This window comes from Luteimonas salinisoli (assembly GCF_013425525.1).
Lineage (GTDB): Bacteria > Pseudomonadota > Gammaproteobacteria > Xanthomonadales > Xanthomonadaceae > Luteimonas > Luteimonas salinisoli.
On record NZ_JACCKA010000060.1, the window covers coordinates 55,822 to 71,533 of the forward strand.

The following is a 15,712-nucleotide window of genomic DNA, read 5'->3' on the forward strand; positions in this document are numbered from 1 at the left end:
CAGAATGCGCATGCTTCCGCCGGCAACCCTGTCCGCCTTCCTGCTGGCATCGGCGCTGGCGCTGGGCGCCTGCGCTGCCGCCCCGCAGCCGGGCTCGCCGGTTCCGCTGCCCGAACGCGTCCCCGCCGCGGCGGATCCGCTGCAGCTCGACCGCAGTTGCGCCAGCGACGCCGACTGCGCGGTCAAGAACGTCGGCAACTGCTGCGGCTACTTTCCCGCCTGCGTCAATCGCGATGCGCAGCCGGACCCGGACGCGGTGCGCGCGCGCTGCGCGGACAGCGCGATGAGCTCGGTCTGCGGGTTCCGGGAAATTTCCGCGTGCAGCTGCGTGAGCAACCGCTGCGAGGCGCTGCAGCAGTCGCTGCAGGCGCCGCTCGAATGATGCTGTACGCGCAGGTCCACCTCACCCTGCCGGCCTGGGTACACGAAGCCGTCGACCCCACGGCGACGATCCCCGACGACGCCGGCAAGGTGGCGCTTGCGGTGGAGCTGTCGCGGCGCAACGTCGACGCCGGCAGCGGCGGGCCGTTCGGCGCGGCGGTCTTCGGCCCGGACCACCGCATCGTCGCGGTGGGCGTGAACCGGGTACTGCCGCAGAACTGCTCCCTGGCCCACGCCGAGACCATGGCCTACATGCTCGCGCAGCAGCGCCTGCAGCGCGCGCGCCTCAACCGCGATGCCGCGGACCGCGCGGTCGGGCCCTATGTCCTGGCGACCTCGGCGCAGCCGTGCTGCCAGTGCTACGGCGCCACGATCTGGGCCGGCATCGACCGGCTGCTGATCGGCGCGCGCGCCGAGGACGTGATGGCGCTGACCGAGTTCGACGAGGGCCCGCTGCCGGCCGACTGGATCGGCGAACTCGGACGGCGCGGCATCGAGGTGGTGCGCGACCTCCACCGCGAAGCCGCCTGCGAGGTGCTGCGCGGCTACGGCGGATCCGGCGGCGGACGCTACTGAGCGCGACCTCCGCGGCGCGCCGACGCGTCGCGATCCATCGACCGCACGAGCCAACGGAAGCCCGATGCAAGACGCCCTGCTGTGCTACTGCCGCGCCGGATTCGAACCCGAACTGGCGGCCGAGCTGACCGAACGCGCGGCGCTCGCCGGCGTCGCCGGCCATGCGCGCGCCACCCGCGACGACGGCTACCTGCTGTTCCACCGCGACGGCGGCGAGCCGCTGGCCGCGGCGCTGCCGTGGAAGGAGCTGGTATTCGCGCGGCAGAAGCTGGCGCTGATCGCGGACATCGCGGCGCCGGATCCGCGCGACCGCATGACGCCGGTGCTGGCCGCGCTGGAAGGCCGCGGCCGCTACGGCGACCTGTGGATGGAGCATCCGGACTCGGACGCCGGCAAGCCGTTGTCCGGGCTGGCGCGCAGCTTCGGCAACGCGCTGCGCCCGGTGCTGCGCGCGCGCGGCTTCCTCACCGCGCAGCAGGATCCGCGACTGCCGCGCCTGCACGTCTGCTTCGTCGCCGGCGACCGGGTGCTGCTCGGCCGCGGGCAGCCGGCCGACGGCGCGCCGTGGCCGCTGGGGATCCCGCGGCTGAGGCTGCACGCCGGCGCGCCGGCGCGCTCGGCTCTGAAGCTGGAGGAAGCGCTGCTGTCGCTGCTGGGCGAACGCGAACGCGAGGCCTGGCTCAGGCCCGGGATGCGCGCGGCCGACCTGGGCGCCGCGCCGGGCGGCTGGACCTGGGTGCTGACCCGCTACCACCTGCACGTCGCCGCGATCGACAACGGTCCGCTGCAGCCGCAGCTGCACGAAACCGGCCTGGTGGACCACCTGCGCGCCGACGGCTTCCGCTGGTCGCCGGAAACGCCGCTGGACTGGATGGTCTGCGACATGGTCGAACAGCCGCGCCGCGTCGCGTCGCGGATGGCGACCTGGTTCCGCGAGGGCTGGTGCCGTCACGCCATCTTCAACCTGAAGCTGCCGATGAAGCGGCGCTGGCAGGAGACGCGGCTGTGCCTGGACCTGTTCGCCGACGAAACCGGCTCCCCGCTGACCGTACGTGCGCGGCAGCTCTACCACGACCGCGAGGAAATCACGGTATTCGCCAGCCGCGGCTGAAGCGCGGCAGGACGGGGCGGTGCGGGTTTCAAGCCACCTTCATCCCGTCGGGGCTACGGTGGCGCCCGAGGCCGGCGGGCGGCAATCCCGCGGCTTCGACCCCCCTTCCGAGGAGCGCCCCATGACCTGTCGGAACCCCGCACTCGCCATCGCCCTGCTCGCCTGCAGCGCGCCCTGGGCGTTCGCGCAGGACGCCATGACCCCCACCACCACCGTCGACCCGGCCGCCCAGACCACGCCGGAGACCCCGGTCGATCCTGCCCAGCCGGTCGATCCGGCGCAGCCTCCCGTGCAGCAGGCCCCGCCCCCGACCACGCCGACGCCGCCGACGACGCCCACCAGTCCGGGTGCCCCTCCGGCACCGGCGCCTGCCGCATCGGGCACGGCGATCCTGATGCAGGACGGCCAGGAGGTACGGATCAGTTCGCACCTGCCGGATTCGGTGGTCGGCGACTACCGCGTCGACTTCGCCGCGTTGGACGCCAACGGCGACGGCCGTATCAGCCGCGCCGAGGCGCGAACCAACGCCAGCCTGACCGCCGAGTTCCACGTCGCCGACAGCAACGGCGACGGCCGCCTGACCCCCGACGAACTCTCCGGCTGGACCAGATAGTTTCGCCGGCGGCGACCCGCCTGGAAGACGCCCCGGCCCCGGCCGGGGCGTCCGTTTTCCGGGTCTCAGCCCCCGGCGGCCCGGCGCCACAGCGCGCCGATCAGCGGCGGCATCCTTCCCGCCATCCCCAGCAGCCGGCCGCGCAGCAGGGTCGGCACGACCGCGTCGTTGGAGAACAGCCGGTTGATGCCGTCGAACGCGTAGGCCGCCGCCGTGTTCTCGCTGCGGCGGCCGCGGGCCCAGCGCTGCAGCGTCTGCGGCGCGCTCCAGTCGATTCTCCGCCGCCGCGCCTTCAGCACGGCCTCGCGCAGCGCCGCGACGTCGCGCAGGCCCAGATTGACGCCCTGGCCCGCCAGCGGATGGACCACGTGCGCGGCATCGCCCAGCAGCAGCACCCGGCCCGCCAGCATCTGTCCGCTGAGCTGGCGCCGCAGCGGGAACGCGACCCGCCGCGACAGCGGCGCGGCCGCGCCGAGGCGTGCGTCGAACGCGCGCGTCAGCGCCTGGCCGAACCCGGCATCGTCGAGTTCCAGCACCCGCGCCGCCTCGGCGTCCGGCAGCGTCCATACGATCGAGCTGGCGCCGTCTGCGCAGGGCAGGAACGCCAGCGGCCCGCCCGGCAGGAAGCGCTGCCAGGCGGTGTCCTCGTGGCCGCGTTCGGTGCCCACGTAGGCCACCACGGCGCGCTGGCCGTAGTCGTGCGCGTGCACGGCGACGCCGGCCAGGCGGCGCAGCGTCGATTCGGCCCCGTCGGCGGCGATCGCCAGCCTCGCGGCGACGCGGCCACCGTCGTCCAGCCGCAGCAGCACGCCGTCGCCGTCCTGCTCCAGCGCCTCCACGCGTCCGGGACAGCGCAGCTGCACACCGGCCGCGGGCAGCGCCGCCCACAGCCGGTCGACCAGCAGGCCGTGCTCGACGATCCAGCCCAGCGTTCGGCTGCCCAGGGCATCGGCGTCGAACACCAGCTCGCCGCCGCCGCCGGCGTCGAACACGCGCATGCGGCGGTAGGGCTGCGCGCGGGCGGCGCGCACCGGCTCCCACGCGTCCAGTTCGCGCAGCAGCTGCGCATTGTCGGGGGCGAAGGCGTAGACGCGCAGGTCCGGCCGCTCCGGCGACCAGGGCGGCGGCGCGGCCGTTTCCACCAGCTCGACCGACAGATCCAATCGCGCCAGCGCCAGCGCGCAGGCGGCGCCGACTACGCCGCCGCCGACCACCGCCACGTCGCTGCGCCGGCGCCGCATCACGCCTGCCCGGCCCGGCATAGCGCCGGCACGTCGCCGCGGTAGCCCATGGCACCGCCCGCCAGCAGCGACTGCAGTGCGGGCACGCGGTCCACCGCGAGCAGGCCGAGACTGCGCAGCGGGCCCAGCAGTGGCGCATCGGCCGCGGTCATCCGCGCCAACCCGTCCGAGAACGCCAGGGTGCGCTCGCGGTCCTCGCGCCGTCGCGCGGCATACGCCCGCAGCACGCCGTCGTCGCCCGGATCCGCACCGTCCCGGCGCTGCGCGGCGACCAGCTCCGCAAGGGTCAGGGCATCGCGCAGTCCCAGGTTGAAGCCCTGCGCGCCGACCGGGTGCAGGGTCTGTGCGGCGTTGCCGACCAGCACCGCGCGCGCGGCCGTGGTGCGCGCCGCGACCATGCGCAGCGCCGGATAGGCGCTGCGCGCGCCGGCCGAGACGAAACGCCCGGCGCGCCAGCCGAAGGCGCGCTGGATGCGCGCGAGAAACCCCTGCTCGTCCAGCGCCATCGCGGCATCCGCCTGCGCGCGCGCGACGCCATGGACCACCCCGTAGTGGCGGTCTCCGCGCGGCAGCAGCGCGGTGGGCCCGTGCGCGGTGAAACGCTCGTAGGCGGTGCCGTCGGGCGCGCGGGCGGCGCGCACGCGCGCGACCAGCAGGGTCTGTCCGTAGTCGTGGGTCTCGGCGCCGATCCCCAGCGCGCCACGCACGGCGCTGCCGGTGCCGTCGGCGGCGACCAGCAGGCGCGCGCGCAGCACCCGTTCGCCGCCGTCGTCGGCGATGCGGACCTGCTGCCTGTCCCCGGCCCGGGCGCAGCCCAGGAAGCGCGCCGGGCGATAGCGTGTCAGCAGGGGCAGCCCGTCCAGCCGCTCCGCCAGCGCCATACCGAAGTCGCGCGCCACCACCACCTGGCCGAAGCTGTCGCGACCGAAATCCGCGGCTTCCAGCAGCACGCGGCCGAAATCGCCGGCGCGGCTGACGTGGATGCGGCGGATCGCCCCGGCCGGCGCGCGCAGCTTCTGCAGCACGCCGAGCGCGGCGAGCGCGTTGACGGTGGCCTCGGCGAAGCTGAGGTTGCGCTCGTCGAACACCGCCGGCAGCTCGCCGGACGGCGTCGACTCGACCAGGCCGACGTCGACGCCGGCCCGGTCCAGCGCGATCGCCAGGCTGGCGCCGACCAGGCCGCCGCCGACGATCACCACGTCATGATCGGAACGCATGCCGGCATGATAAGCGCTGCACCGCTGCCCGGCGTCGCGCTGCCCCGGCGTTTCGCACCGCCGCGGCGGGATCCGCACGGCCGCCGCGCCGTTCCGCTAAAATGCCCGTCTGTCTCCCGGAACCAGCCCATGACCGCCACTTCCCGCCGCGCCCTGATCCTGGTCCTGCTGGCCGCCCTGATGGCGACCACCCGCGTGCATCATTTCGCGGCGGTGCCGGACGCCTCCTGGGCGGTGTTCTTCCTCGGCGGCTTCTACCTGCGCGACTGGACCCGCTGGGCGTTTCCGGCGCTGATGGCGCTGGCGGTCCTGGTCGACGCGCTGGTGATCACCGCCCAGGGCCTCAGCTTCTGGCAGCACTACTGCATCTCGCCGGCGTACTGGGCGCTCGTCCCGGCCCATCTCGCGCTGTGGGGCGGCGGCTGGTGGCTGCGCAACCATCACCGCGGCATCGGCCCGCGTTCGCTCGGGCTGGGCGCCGCCAGCCTGCTGGTCTCGGTGGCGCTCTGCCACCTGGTCGCGCAGGGCAGTTTCTACTGGCTCAGCGCCAGCGTCCCCGCACCGGACCTGGCCGGCTGGTGGAAGAACTACAGCGACTGGCTCCCCGCCTATCTGGGCGTCGCCGCGCTCTATGCCGGGCTAGCGGCCGCCGCGCATGCCACCGTGGCGCGGCTGCAGGCCGGGCAGCCCGCCCTCGACGCGCCGCGACGCTGATCGCCGAGCGCCGGGCGCGCCGATGGGCAACCGCCTCTCGAAGATCTACACCCGCACCGGCGACGACGGCACCACCGGGCTGGGCGACGGCAGCCGCGTCGACAAGGACTCGGCGCGGGTCGACGCCTACGGCACCGTCGACGAAGCCAACTCGGCGATCGGCCTGCTGCTCGCCTGCGCCATGCCCGCCGACGTCGCCGAGCTGCTGACCACGGTGCAGCACCAGCTGTTCGATCTCGGGGGCGAGCTGTGCATTCCCGGCCACGGCGCGATCGAGGACGCCGACGTCGCCGCGCTCGAGCAGCACATGGACCGCTACAACGCCGAGCTGCCGGCGCTGAAGGAGTTCATTCTGCCCGGAGGCGGCGAGGCCGCGGCGCGCTGCCACCTGGCCCGCACCATCGTCCGCCGCGCTGAGCGCGCCGCGGTCACGCTGTCGCGCCGCGAAGCGGTGCGGCCACAGGCGATCGGCTATCTCAACCGGCTCTCCGACCTCCTGTTCGTGCTGGCCCGGGTGCTGGCGCGCGCCGGCGGCCACGGCGAAGTGCTGTGGCGGCACGAACGCCGGCGGCGGTGAAGCCCAGGCTCTACACCCACGCCGCCTGCCTCGGCCACGACACCGGGCCGGGCCATCCCGAGCGCGCGGAGCGCCTCGGCGCCGTGATCCAGGCGCTGCGCAACGGCATCCCAGACCTCGAATGGCACGAGGCGCCGCGCGCGACCCGCGGACAACTGCTGCGGGTGCATGCGGCCGCGCTGCTCGATGCGGTGCTGGCGTCGGGAGCCACCGAATCGATCCCGCTGGATCCGGACACCGTGCTTTCGCCGGGCTCGCCCGAAGCCGCGCTGCGCGCGGCCGGCGCCGGCGTCGCCGCGGTGGACGCGGTGATGAACGGCGGGGCCGAAACGGCCTTCTGCGCGGTGCGCCCTCCCGGCCATCACGCCACCGGCGGCGAGGCGATGGGATTCTGCTTGTTCAACAACATCGCCGTGGCGGCCGCCCACGCCGTCGACGCGCACGGCCTGGCGCGGGTGGCGATCGTCGACTTCGACGTCCACCACGGCAACGGCACCCAGGCGATCTTCGACGCCGACCCCCGGGTCATGTACCTCAGCTCGCACCAGTCTCCGCTGTTTCCCGACACCGGCGCCAGGACCGACCGCGGGGTCGGCAACATCGTCAATGCGCCGCTGCCGCCGGGCGCGGGGAGCCGCATGTTCCGCGACGCCTGGCGCGAACGCCTGTTGCCCGAACTGGATGCCTTCGCTCCCCTGCTGCTGCTGGTCTCGGCCGGGTTCGACGCGCACTGGCGCGACCCGCTGGCGCAGATGCAGCTCGACGCCGCGGACTACGCCTGGCTGACCGCCGAACTGCGCACCCTTGCCGCGCGCCATTCGGCCGGCCGCATGGTGTCGATGCTGGAGGGCGGCTACGACCTGCAGGCCCTGCGCGAGGGCAGCCTGGCCCACGTGCGGGCGATGTTCGGCGCGACCGTCGCCACGCCCTGAGCCGGGCGCCCGCTTCGGGGCGTTCAGCACCGGTTGCGCCGCAAGACCAGGGGCGCCTGGCCGCTTCCCGGGCGGGCGATGGCCGCGACCGTGATCGAATTGCCGCTTCACAGTGGATACGGCATGCTGGCGGCCGTTTGCCCGACCGGACTTCTGCGTGCGCCCTGCCCTCCGCCTGTTGCCGCTGCCGCTGTGCATCGCGCTGTCCCTGAACGCCCTGGCCGAGGAACGCCCCGAGGACTGGCGTCTGTGCCCCCTGGAGGATGCGGTGCCCGAGTTTCCCGACGCCCCGCCGCCGGTCGGCAGTGCAGGGGACCGCCAGGACCAGCCCACCGACATCGACGGCGACCAGCTGGCCGGCGTCTACGACCAGGTGACCAATTTCGAGGGCAACGTCACCCTGCGGCGCGGCGACCAGTTCCTGGCCACCGACAACCTGACCTACGACGCCGAGACCTCGACCTACGTGGCCGACGGCAGCGTGCGCTACCAGGATTCGGGCATGCGCATCGTCGCCGACCGCCTGACCGGCGACCAGGAGGCGGACTCCCACAACATGGAGAACGTCCGCTACCAGCTGATCGAGCGCCGCGGCAACGGCGGCGCGGAACGCGCCGAGCTCGCCGGCGAGCAGGGCGTCCTGACGGGATCGACCTATTCCACCTGCCCCCCCAGCCAGCGCTGGTGGGAGCTGCGCGCCGGACGCATCGACGTGGACCTCGAGGAAGGCTTCGGCACCGCGCGCAACGCCACCCTGCGCGTGGGCAAGGTGCCGGTGCTGTACATGCCCTGGTTCAAGTTCCCGATCGACGACCGCCGCAAGACCGGGCTGCTGTACCCGGCGATCGGCTATTCCAGCCGCAACGGCTTCGACTACCGCCAGCCGATCTACCTGAACCTCGCGCCGCATTACGACATGACCCTGGAACCGCGGATCATGACTCGCCGCGGCTACCTGCTGGGCACCGAATTCCGCTACCTGACCGAGGGCGGCAACGGCACCTTCGACGTCGAGTACCTGCCCTCCGACCGCCTCGCCCGGGATGGCCGCGAGGAAGAGATCGAGCTCGGCATTCCGGAAGAGAACCGCCGCAAGGACGACCGCGGCCTGTTCCGCTACTCGGGCCGCCAGCGCATCAACCGGACCTGGCAGGCGCGCGCGTCCCTCAGCTGGATCAGCGATCCGCGCTACATCGAGGACCAGAGCAGCAGCCTGATCACCGGGTCCTCCAGCACCCTCAACAGCAACGCCGGCATCTACGGCCGCGGCCGCTACTGGGACGGCGGCCTGATGGCGGACTACCGCATGCTGTCCGACTACACGCTGGCCGAAACCCGGCTGCCGTTCTACCGCCTGCCGCGCGCGTTCGTGAACTGGGAACGGCCGTTCGGCCGCTGGGTGGTGGCCGGGCTGTCCGCCGACGCCACCCGGTTCGGCCACATCGCGGATCCCGCGACCCCCGGCGGCCGCGACCCCAGGCCCGGCGGCAGCCGCGTGGACCTCAAGCCCTTCGTCTCCGTCCCCGTCGAAGGCGATGCCTGGTACGTCCGGCCGACGCTCGCCTGGCGCTACACCGCCTACAGGCTCGACGACCAGCTCGCGGAGAACCTGGCGACCGGCGGCGCGGAGCCGGACCCCTCGCCGACGCGCAGCCTGCCGATCGCCAGCGTCGACGCCGGCCTGTTCTTCGACCGCGAGACCCTGTTCCGCGGCGACAGCTACCTGCACACCCTCGAGCCGCGGCTGTTCTACCTCAACACGCCATACCGCGACCAGACCAACCTGCCGCTGTTCGACACCCGCGCGATGACCTTCAGCTGGGGGCAGCTGTTCCGCGACAACCGCTTCTCTGGCGGCGACCGCCAGGCGGATGCCAACCAGCTGACGGTGGCGCTGACCACCCGCCTGATCCGCGAGTCCGACGGCCTGGAGAAGCTCTCGGCCAGCATCGGCCAGATCCGCTACTTCGACGATTCCCGCGTCACCCTGAAACCGGGCGCCGACCCGCTCGAGGCGGGCAAGTCGTCGTGGGTGGCCCAGGCGAACTACGCCATCAACGACCGCTGGACCCTCGGCGCCGCCTACCAGTGGGATCCCAAGATCCGCCGCGACGACCTGGTCAGCCTGCGCACGCGCTACCTGATCGGCGACGACGGGATCGTCAATTTCAACTACCGCTATCGCCGCGAGCAGCTCGAACAGGTGGACTTCTCGTTCCTGTATCCGCTCAACCCGTCATGGAGCCTGGTCGGGCGCTACTACTACTCGCTGCGCGACAGCAAGGTGCTCGAGGGCATTGCCGGCGTGCAGTGGGACAGCTGCTGCCTGGCGGTGCGCCTGGTCGGCCGGCATTACGTGCGCAACCGCATCGGCGAGACCAACAACGCCATTCAGCTGGAGGTCGAGCTCAAGGGGCTAGGGTCTGCCGGCCCGGACACGGAAGGCCGGTTGCGCCGTGCTATTCTCGGCTATTACCGCGACGACCTCTATCTCGTCCCGCCATCGGAGCTCGACGGCGACACCGACGACGACCACATGATCGATCCCCTGCCATGAAGAAACTCCTGTTTTCCCTCCTCGCCGCCGCGCTGCTGGGCAGCGCCGCGCTGGCGCAGCAGGTCCAGCCACTCGAGCGGATCGCCGCCGTGGTCGACGAGGACGTCATCCTGCAGAGCGAGCTCGACCGCGCGGTGACCAACATCCTGGCCCAGTACGCCGACCGCAGCGATCAGCTGCCGCCGCGCGAGGTCCTGGAGCGCCAGGTGCTCGAGCGCCTGATCCTGGTGCGCCTGCAGACCGACCGCGCCGCCGCGACTGGCGTCCGCGTCGGCGACGCCGAGATCGACGCCGCGGTGGCCAACATCGCCCAGCAGAACAACTTCAGCGCCGAGCAGCTGCGCCAGCAGGTCGCCGCCGAGGGGATGTCGTTCGCCGATTTCCGCAACTCGCTTCGCGACGAACTGATGGTCCAGCGCCTGCGCCAGCGCTTCGCCCAGAGCACCATCTCGGTGAGCGACGCCGAGGTGGACGCCGCGCTCGAGAGCCAGGCCAGCGGCGGCACCCAGTACCAGCTCGCCCACGTCCTGGTCGCGCTGCCGGACGGCGCCACGGCGGACCAGATCGCCACCGCACAGCAGAAGATCGACGGCATCAAGGGCCTGCTCGACCGCGGCGAGATGGAGTTCGCCGCCGCCGCGGTGCGCTATTCCGACAGCCCCAACGCCCTCGAGGGCGGCGACCTCGGCTGGCGCAGCCTGGACGAGATCCCGGCCGCGTTCGCCGGACAGCTCCGCGCCATGCAGCCGGGCGAAGTGATCGGGCCGATCCGCGGGCCGAGCGGGTTCCAGCTGCTGCAGCTGGTGTCCACCCGCGAGAGCGGCGGCGCCGCCACGGTGGCCGAGTACCAGGCACGGCACATCCTGATCCGCAGCGGCGGCGACACCAGCGACGAGCAGGCCCGCGCCCGCGCCGAGACGCTGCGCGCACGCGCGGCCGACGGCGCCGATTTCGCGACGCTGGCCGCCGAGCACTCCGACGACGCGGCATCGCGCGAGCGCGGCGGCGACCTCGGCTGGTTCACCGCCGAGCAGTTCGGGCCGGAGTTCGGGGGCCGCGTCGCGTCGCTCGAGGACGGCGCGATCTCCGCGCCCTTCAAGACCCAGGCCGGCTGGCACGTGGTGCAGCGCATCGGTTCGCGCCAGGCCAGCGCCGCCGGCAACGAGACCCGCCGCAACCAGGTGCGCGAGGCCATCGGCCAGCGCAAGCTGGAGGACGAATGGGACCGGTTCCTGCGGCAGATGCGCGGCGAGGCCTTCGTCGACATCCGTACCGGCACGGCTGCGGCCGGCGACGACGCCGGCGGCTGAGATGCGCCGCCCGCGGCTCGCGCTGGTCCCGGGAGAGCCGGCCGGCGTCGGGCCGGAGCTCGCGATCGCGGCGCTGCGCCGCGAACCGGACGCCGACCTGGTGGTCTTCGCGGCCGGCGCCACCCTCGCCCGCGCCGCTCGGGCGCTCGGCACCTCGCTGACCCTGCACGATGCCCGCGCCGCAACGGCACCGCCGGGCGGAGACGGCGTGCGACTGGTCGAGGTTCCGAACGCTGCGGAACCCGTCTTCGGCACCCCCGATCCGCGCAACGCCCGCAGCGTGGTGCTCGCCCTGCGCATGGCCGCCGAGGCCTGCATGGCCGGCGAGTACGACGGCATGGTCACCGGCCCGGTGCACAAGGCGGCGATCAACGCCGGCGGCATCGCCTATACCGGCACCACCGAACTGCTGGCGGCCCACGCCGGCTGCGAGGTGGTGATGATGCTGGCCAACGATGCCATGCGGGTCGCGCTGGCGACCACGCACCTGCCGCTGCGCGAGGTCGCCGACGCGCTCGAGGGCGAGCGCCTCGAGCGCAGCCTGCGGATCCTGCACGCGGCGCTGCGCGGGGATTTCGGCATCGACGACCCGGCGATCGCGGTGCTGGGGCTCAATCCGCACGCCGGCGAACAAGGCCACCTGGGGCGCGAGGAGATCGAGGTGATCGCCCCGGTGCTGGAACGGCTGCGCGCGACCGGCATGCGCCTGGAAGGTCCGCTGCCCGCCGACACCGCGTTCCTGCCGCGGCGGCTCGCCGGCACCGACGCGGTGCTGGCGATGTACCACGACCAGGGACTGCCGGTGCTCAAGTACAGCGGGTTCGAACGGGCGGTGAACCTGACCCTGGGACTGCCCTATCCGCGCGTGGCGGTGGATCACGGCACCGCGCTCGACCTGGCCGGCAGCGGCCGCGCCGATCCCTCGAGCCTGCTCGCCGCGGTCGCCACCTGCGCGCGGATCGCCGAAGTCCGCCGCACACGGGAGAATCGACGATGACCGAGATCGCCTGGGACGACTTCATGAAGGTGGAGCTGCGGGTCGGGCGCGTGCTCTCGGCCGGGCCGTTCCCGCAGGCGCGCAAGCCGGCCTACGTGCTGGAGGTGGATTTCGGCCCGGAGATCGGCGTGCGCAGGTCGAGCGCGCAGATCACCGCGCTGTACCGGCCCGACGAACTGGTCGGCCGCCTCGTGGTGGGCGTGGTCAACTTCCCCCGCAAGCAGATCGGCCCACTGATGTCCGAATGCCTGGTCACCGGCTTCCACGACAGCGAGGGCCGCGTCGCCCTGTGCGTGCCCGACCGCGACGTGCCGCCCGGCACCCGCCTGCTGTGAGCGGACAGGACGCCGCCGCGGCGGACTTCGGCCGCGCCAAGAAGTCGCTGGGCCAGCACTTCCTGCACGAGCGCGCGTACATCGAGCGCATCGTGCAGGCGCTGGACCCGGCGCCGGGCGACCGCCTGGTGGAGATCGGGCCCGGCCGCGGCGCCCTGACGCTGCCGCTGCTGCGCCGGCACGGCGCGCTGACCGCGATCGAGTTCGACCGCGACCTGGTCGCACCGCTCGCCGCCGCCGCCGAAGGCGCGGGCGAACTGGCGATCCTGCGCGAGGACGTGCTGGCCGTGGACTTCGCCGCCCTGGCCGGCGACGGTCCGCCGCTGCGCCTGGTCGGCAACCTGCCCTACAACATCTCCTCGCCGATCCTGTTCCACGCCCTCGACCACGCCGCGGCCATCCGCGACATGCACTTCATGCTGCAGAAGGAAGTGGTCGAGCGGATGGCGGCTGGACCGGGCAGCAAGGTCTACGGCCGCCTGAGCGTGATGCTGCAGGCGCGCTGCGAGGTGGTGCCCCTGTTCGAGGTGCCGCCGGGCGCGTTCCGGCCGCCGCCCAAGGTCGATTCGGCGGTGGTGCGGCTGCTGCCGCGCGCGCCGGAGTCGACCGGCATCGACGACCAGGCCCGATTCGCGGCGGTGGTGCGGGCGGCGTTCGGCCAGCGCCGCAAGACCCTGCGCAACGCGCTGTCGGTGGTCTGCGACGCAGACACCATCGCGGCCGCCGGCATCGACCCGGCGGCGCGCGCCGAACAGCTGGACGTCGCGGCGTTCGTGCGGCTGGCGAACGTTTCCCCGCCGCGGTAGTCGAACCCTTCACCCGCGGCCATTACACTGCCTGCATGGAAGAGATTCCCGACTACACTCTGGAAATCCAGATCGCCACGCGTTTCCTCGACGAGGAGTCCGAGCCCGAAAGCGACCGCTACGTGTTCGCCTACACGATCCGGATCCGCAACCTCGGCCGCCGCCCGGCGCAGCTGCTGCGCAGGCACTGGATCATCACCGACGGCAACGGCAAGGTCGACGAGGTACGCGGCGACGGCGTGGTCGGCCAGCAGCCGCGGCTGGAGCCGGGCGAGCAGTTCGAGTACACCTCCGGCGCGGTGCTGGAGACCGCGGTCGGCAGCATGCAGGGCAGCTACGACATGGTCGGCGACGACGGCACCCGCTTCGACGCGCCGATCCCGCCGTTCACCCTGTCCATGCCGCACACGCTGCACTAGCCCGCGCATGGAAGCCACCGCATGAGCGTCTGGGCGATCGGCGACCTGCAGGGTTGCCTCGGGCCGACGCAACGGCTGCTCGACAGGATCCGCTTCGACCCGGCGGCCGATACGCTCTGGTTCTGCGGGGATCTGGTCAACCGCGGCGGCGAGTCCCTCGAGACGCTGCGCCTGGTGCACTCGCTGCGTGCGCACTGCCGCGTGGTCCTGGGGAACCACGACCTGTCGCTGCTGGCGATCGCCGAGCGCGACGAGGCGCAGCAGCGCCGGGTCAATGCGGACCTGCAGCGGGTGCTGTTCGCCGACGATCGCGACGCGCTGCTGGACTGGCTGCGCGGCTGCCCGCTGCTGCATGCCGACCGCGAGCTCGGCTGGATGATGGTGCACGCCGGGCTGGCGCCGAAATGGACCACGCAGATGGCCGAGGCCCATGCGCGCGAGGTCGAGCGCCGGCTGCGCGGCGACGGCTACCGCAAGCTGCTGAAGAACATGTACGGCGACCGCCCGGACTGGAACCCCGGCCTGCGCGGGATCGAGCGCGAGCGCGCCATCATCAACATCCTCACGCGGATGCGCTACTGCACTCCGCGCGGCCGCATCGCCGTCGAGGAAAAGGGCGCTCCCGGCACCCAGGCGCCCGGGCTGTATCCGTGGTACGAGGTCCCCGGCCGCGCCGAACGCGACCTGAGGATCGTCTGCGGCCACTGGTCCGCGCTCGGGCTGTTCATCGGCCTCGGCGTGCATGCCCTCGACACCGGCGCGGTCTGGGGCGGCAGGCTGACCGCCCTGCAGCTGGACTGCGACGAGCTGCGCGTGGTGCAGGTGCCCGGGCGCGAGGTGCCGGGCTGACGGCACGGACTTCAGCGGTCGTCGCGGAGGTAGTCGACGAAGCTGAAGGCATGGGCATGGCGTGCATCCGCCGGATGCGCCTCGCGTGCGCGGACCCGCCAGCGGGCGGGATCGAACGGCGGGAAGAACGCGTCGGCGTCTTCCACGGTGGTCTCGACGTGGGTCAGGTGCAGATGCGTGGCCAGCGGTAGCGCCAGCGCGTAGATCTCCCCCCCGCCGATCACCGCGAGCGCCGGCGCGGCGTCATCGGCGGCGATCTCCAGCGCACGGTCGAGCGAACCGACCGCTTCCATTCCCGGGAACGGCGCGCGGGCCCCGCGCGTCATCACCAGGTTGCGACGCCCCGGCAGCGCCCGCCCGAGCGACTCGGCGGTCCTGCGTCCCATCAGCACCGGCTTGCCCAGGGTCAGCGCCTTGAACCGTCGCAGGTCGTCGGGCAGCCGCCAGGGCAGCGCATTGCCGCGGCCAATGGCGCGGTTGCGGTCGAGTGCCGCGATCAGCGCGACCGGGACCGGAGTCATGTAGTTTTCGTCGACATGCGGGGAACGTCGGGCGCCACGGCGGATCATCTTGGTGGCGAACCGGCCCGGCCGCAAGCCGCGCCAGGTACCAGCGGAGCCCCCGCCCCCGCCCTCAGGCCGCGCGCCGGACCCTGTCCAGGGACCAGCGCCCGGCGCCCGTGAACATCAGGCACAGGCCGGTCGCGACCAGCGCCATCGCCGCGAAGGCCGCCGGATAGGGCGCGCGGCCGTCGACCATCCAGATCGCCACCGCGAAATTGACCGCCACCACCAGGCCGGCGAAGCGCGTATACAGCCCTACGACCAGCGCCAGACCGCCCAGGAACTGGCCCGCGACCGACAACAGCGCGCAGAACAGCGGCCACGCGAAGCCGTGGTGGGCGAGGAAATCGCGGAACTCGAGCATGCGGGCCCAGGAAAACACGTTGTCCTGGGTCATCCACACCAGGTGACCGCCGCAAACCAGCCGCAGGAGCAGCAGTCCGGCATGCGGCCGTGCCGCACACCACCCCTCCACCCACCGGTGCCAACGCGCGATCGCCATGGCGCCTCCCCC

General features: G+C 73.0%; 17 protein-coding genes and 1 pseudogene. 14 read left to right on the forward strand and 4 right to left on the reverse strand.

Translation table 11 applies throughout. The annotated features are described in order from the left end of the window. Nucleotides 1-4: 4 nt before the first annotated feature. The 4 genes from H0E84_RS09910 to H0E84_RS20480 all read left to right on the forward strand — a co-directional run bounded on the left by H0E84_RS09910 (nucleotide 5) and on the right by H0E84_RS20480 (nucleotide 2,681). A complete protein-coding gene (locus H0E84_RS09910) occupies nucleotides 5-382 on the forward strand; it encodes a hypothetical protein (protein WP_180678490.1) in 378 nt (125 codons plus the stop codon). Next, nucleotides 382-957, forward strand: coding sequence for a nucleoside deaminase (locus tag H0E84_RS09915; protein ID WP_180678533.1), 576 nt, complete (start codon nucleotides 382-384; stop codon nucleotides 955-957). The genes H0E84_RS09910 and H0E84_RS09915 overlap by 1 nt, the downstream gene beginning before the upstream one ends. A gap of 64 nt (nucleotides 958-1,021) precedes the next feature. Next, nucleotides 1,022-2,068, forward strand: a complete 1,047-nt coding sequence (gene rlmM, locus H0E84_RS09920; RefSeq protein ID WP_180678491.1) for a 23S rRNA (cytidine(2498)-2'-O)-methyltransferase RlmM — start codon at nucleotides 1,022-1,024, stop codon at nucleotides 2,066-2,068. A gap of 121 nt (nucleotides 2,069-2,189) precedes the next feature. Next, nucleotides 2,190-2,681, forward strand: coding sequence for an EF-hand domain-containing protein (locus H0E84_RS20480; protein ID WP_257644164.1), 492 nt, complete (start codon nucleotides 2,190-2,192; stop codon nucleotides 2,679-2,681). Between the two features lie 65 nt (nucleotides 2,682-2,746). On the opposite strand, the gene H0E84_RS09930 is transcribed toward H0E84_RS20480, so the two are convergent. Together H0E84_RS09930 and ubiH are read right to left on the reverse strand one after the other, a co-directional pair. Further along, the gene (locus H0E84_RS09930; protein ID WP_180678492.1) at nucleotides 2,747-3,922 is read right to left on the reverse strand and encodes a UbiH/UbiF family hydroxylase; all 1,176 of its coding nucleotides are present in this window, start codon (nucleotides 3,920-3,922) and stop codon (nucleotides 2,747-2,749) included. After that, a complete protein-coding gene (ubiH, locus tag H0E84_RS09935) occupies nucleotides 3,922-5,139 on the reverse strand; it encodes a 2-octaprenyl-6-methoxyphenyl hydroxylase (RefSeq protein ID WP_180678493.1) in 1,218 nt (405 codons plus the stop codon). The genes H0E84_RS09930 and ubiH overlap by 1 nt, the downstream gene beginning before the upstream one ends. Before the next feature lie 129 nt (nucleotides 5,140-5,268). Between ubiH and H0E84_RS09940 the strand changes: the two genes are divergently transcribed. The 10 genes and pseudogenes from H0E84_RS09940 to H0E84_RS09985 form a co-directional block, all read left to right on the forward strand. Next, on the forward strand, nucleotides 5,269-5,853 hold the full coding sequence (locus H0E84_RS09940) for a hypothetical protein (protein ID WP_180678494.1): 585 nt from the start codon (nucleotides 5,269-5,271) through the stop codon (nucleotides 5,851-5,853). A gap of 22 nt (nucleotides 5,854-5,875) precedes the next feature. Next, complete coding sequence (locus tag H0E84_RS09945; protein WP_180678495.1) at nucleotides 5,876-6,430, forward strand: cob(I)yrinic acid a,c-diamide adenosyltransferase; 555 nt, start codon at nucleotides 5,876-5,878, stop codon at nucleotides 6,428-6,430. Next, entirely contained in the window at nucleotides 6,427-7,362 is a 936-nt protein-coding gene (locus H0E84_RS09950; protein ID WP_180678496.1) for an arginase family protein, read from the forward strand. Before H0E84_RS09945 ends, H0E84_RS09950 begins: the two co-directional genes overlap by 4 nt. A 157-nt stretch (nucleotides 7,363-7,519) precedes the next feature. Continuing rightward, nucleotides 7,520-9,919, forward strand: coding sequence for an LPS-assembly protein LptD (lptD, locus tag H0E84_RS09955; protein WP_180678497.1), 2,400 nt, complete (start codon nucleotides 7,520-7,522; stop codon nucleotides 9,917-9,919). Further along, on the forward strand, nucleotides 9,916-11,229 hold the full coding sequence (locus H0E84_RS09960; protein ID WP_180678498.1) for a peptidylprolyl isomerase: 1,314 nt from the start codon (nucleotides 9,916-9,918) through the stop codon (nucleotides 11,227-11,229). The genes lptD and H0E84_RS09960 overlap by 4 nt, the downstream gene beginning before the upstream one ends. Before the next feature lies 1 nt (nucleotide 11,230). Next, nucleotides 11,231-12,226 carry a 4-hydroxythreonine-4-phosphate dehydrogenase PdxA gene (gene pdxA, locus H0E84_RS09965; protein WP_180678499.1) on the forward strand — a complete coding sequence of 332 codons (996 nt, stop codon included), beginning with the start codon at nucleotides 11,231-11,233 and terminating at the stop codon, nucleotides 12,224-12,226. Beyond that, nucleotides 12,223-12,561 carry a tRNA-binding protein gene (locus H0E84_RS09970; protein ID WP_180678500.1) on the forward strand — a complete coding sequence of 113 codons (339 nt, stop codon included), beginning with the start codon at nucleotides 12,223-12,225 and terminating at the stop codon, nucleotides 12,559-12,561. The genes pdxA and H0E84_RS09970 overlap by 4 nt, the downstream gene beginning before the upstream one ends. Then, nucleotides 12,558-13,367, forward strand: a complete 810-nt coding sequence (gene rsmA, locus H0E84_RS09975) for a 16S rRNA (adenine(1518)-N(6)/adenine(1519)-N(6))-dimethyltransferase RsmA (protein ID WP_345776299.1) — start codon at nucleotides 12,558-12,560, stop codon at nucleotides 13,365-13,367. The genes H0E84_RS09970 and rsmA overlap by 4 nt, the downstream gene beginning before the upstream one ends. A gap of 35 nt (nucleotides 13,368-13,402) precedes the next feature. After that, nucleotides 13,403-13,786 (forward strand): Co2+/Mg2+ efflux protein ApaG, encoded by a 384-nt coding sequence (apaG, locus tag H0E84_RS09980; protein ID WP_180678502.1) that lies wholly within the window; start codon nucleotides 13,403-13,405, stop codon nucleotides 13,784-13,786. A gap of 21 nt (nucleotides 13,787-13,807) precedes the next feature. Continuing rightward, nucleotides 13,808-14,632 (forward strand): annotated as a pseudogene (locus H0E84_RS09985) (symmetrical bis(5'-nucleosyl)-tetraphosphatase); the annotation flags it as partial. Nucleotides 14,633-14,646: 14 nt separating this feature from the next. Here H0E84_RS09985 and H0E84_RS09990 read toward each other — a convergent pair. Together H0E84_RS09990 and H0E84_RS09995 are read right to left on the reverse strand one after the other, a co-directional pair. Beyond that, nucleotides 14,647-15,156: a dihydrofolate reductase gene (locus H0E84_RS09990; RefSeq protein WP_180678504.1), complete on the reverse strand. Its 510-nt coding sequence runs from the start codon at nucleotides 15,154-15,156 to the stop codon at nucleotides 14,647-14,649. 112 nt (nucleotides 15,157-15,268) lie between these two features. Then, nucleotides 15,269-15,700: a DoxX family protein gene (locus tag H0E84_RS09995; RefSeq protein WP_180678505.1), complete on the reverse strand. Its 432-nt coding sequence runs from the start codon at nucleotides 15,698-15,700 to the stop codon at nucleotides 15,269-15,271. Nucleotides 15,701-15,712: the final 12 nt, after the last annotated feature.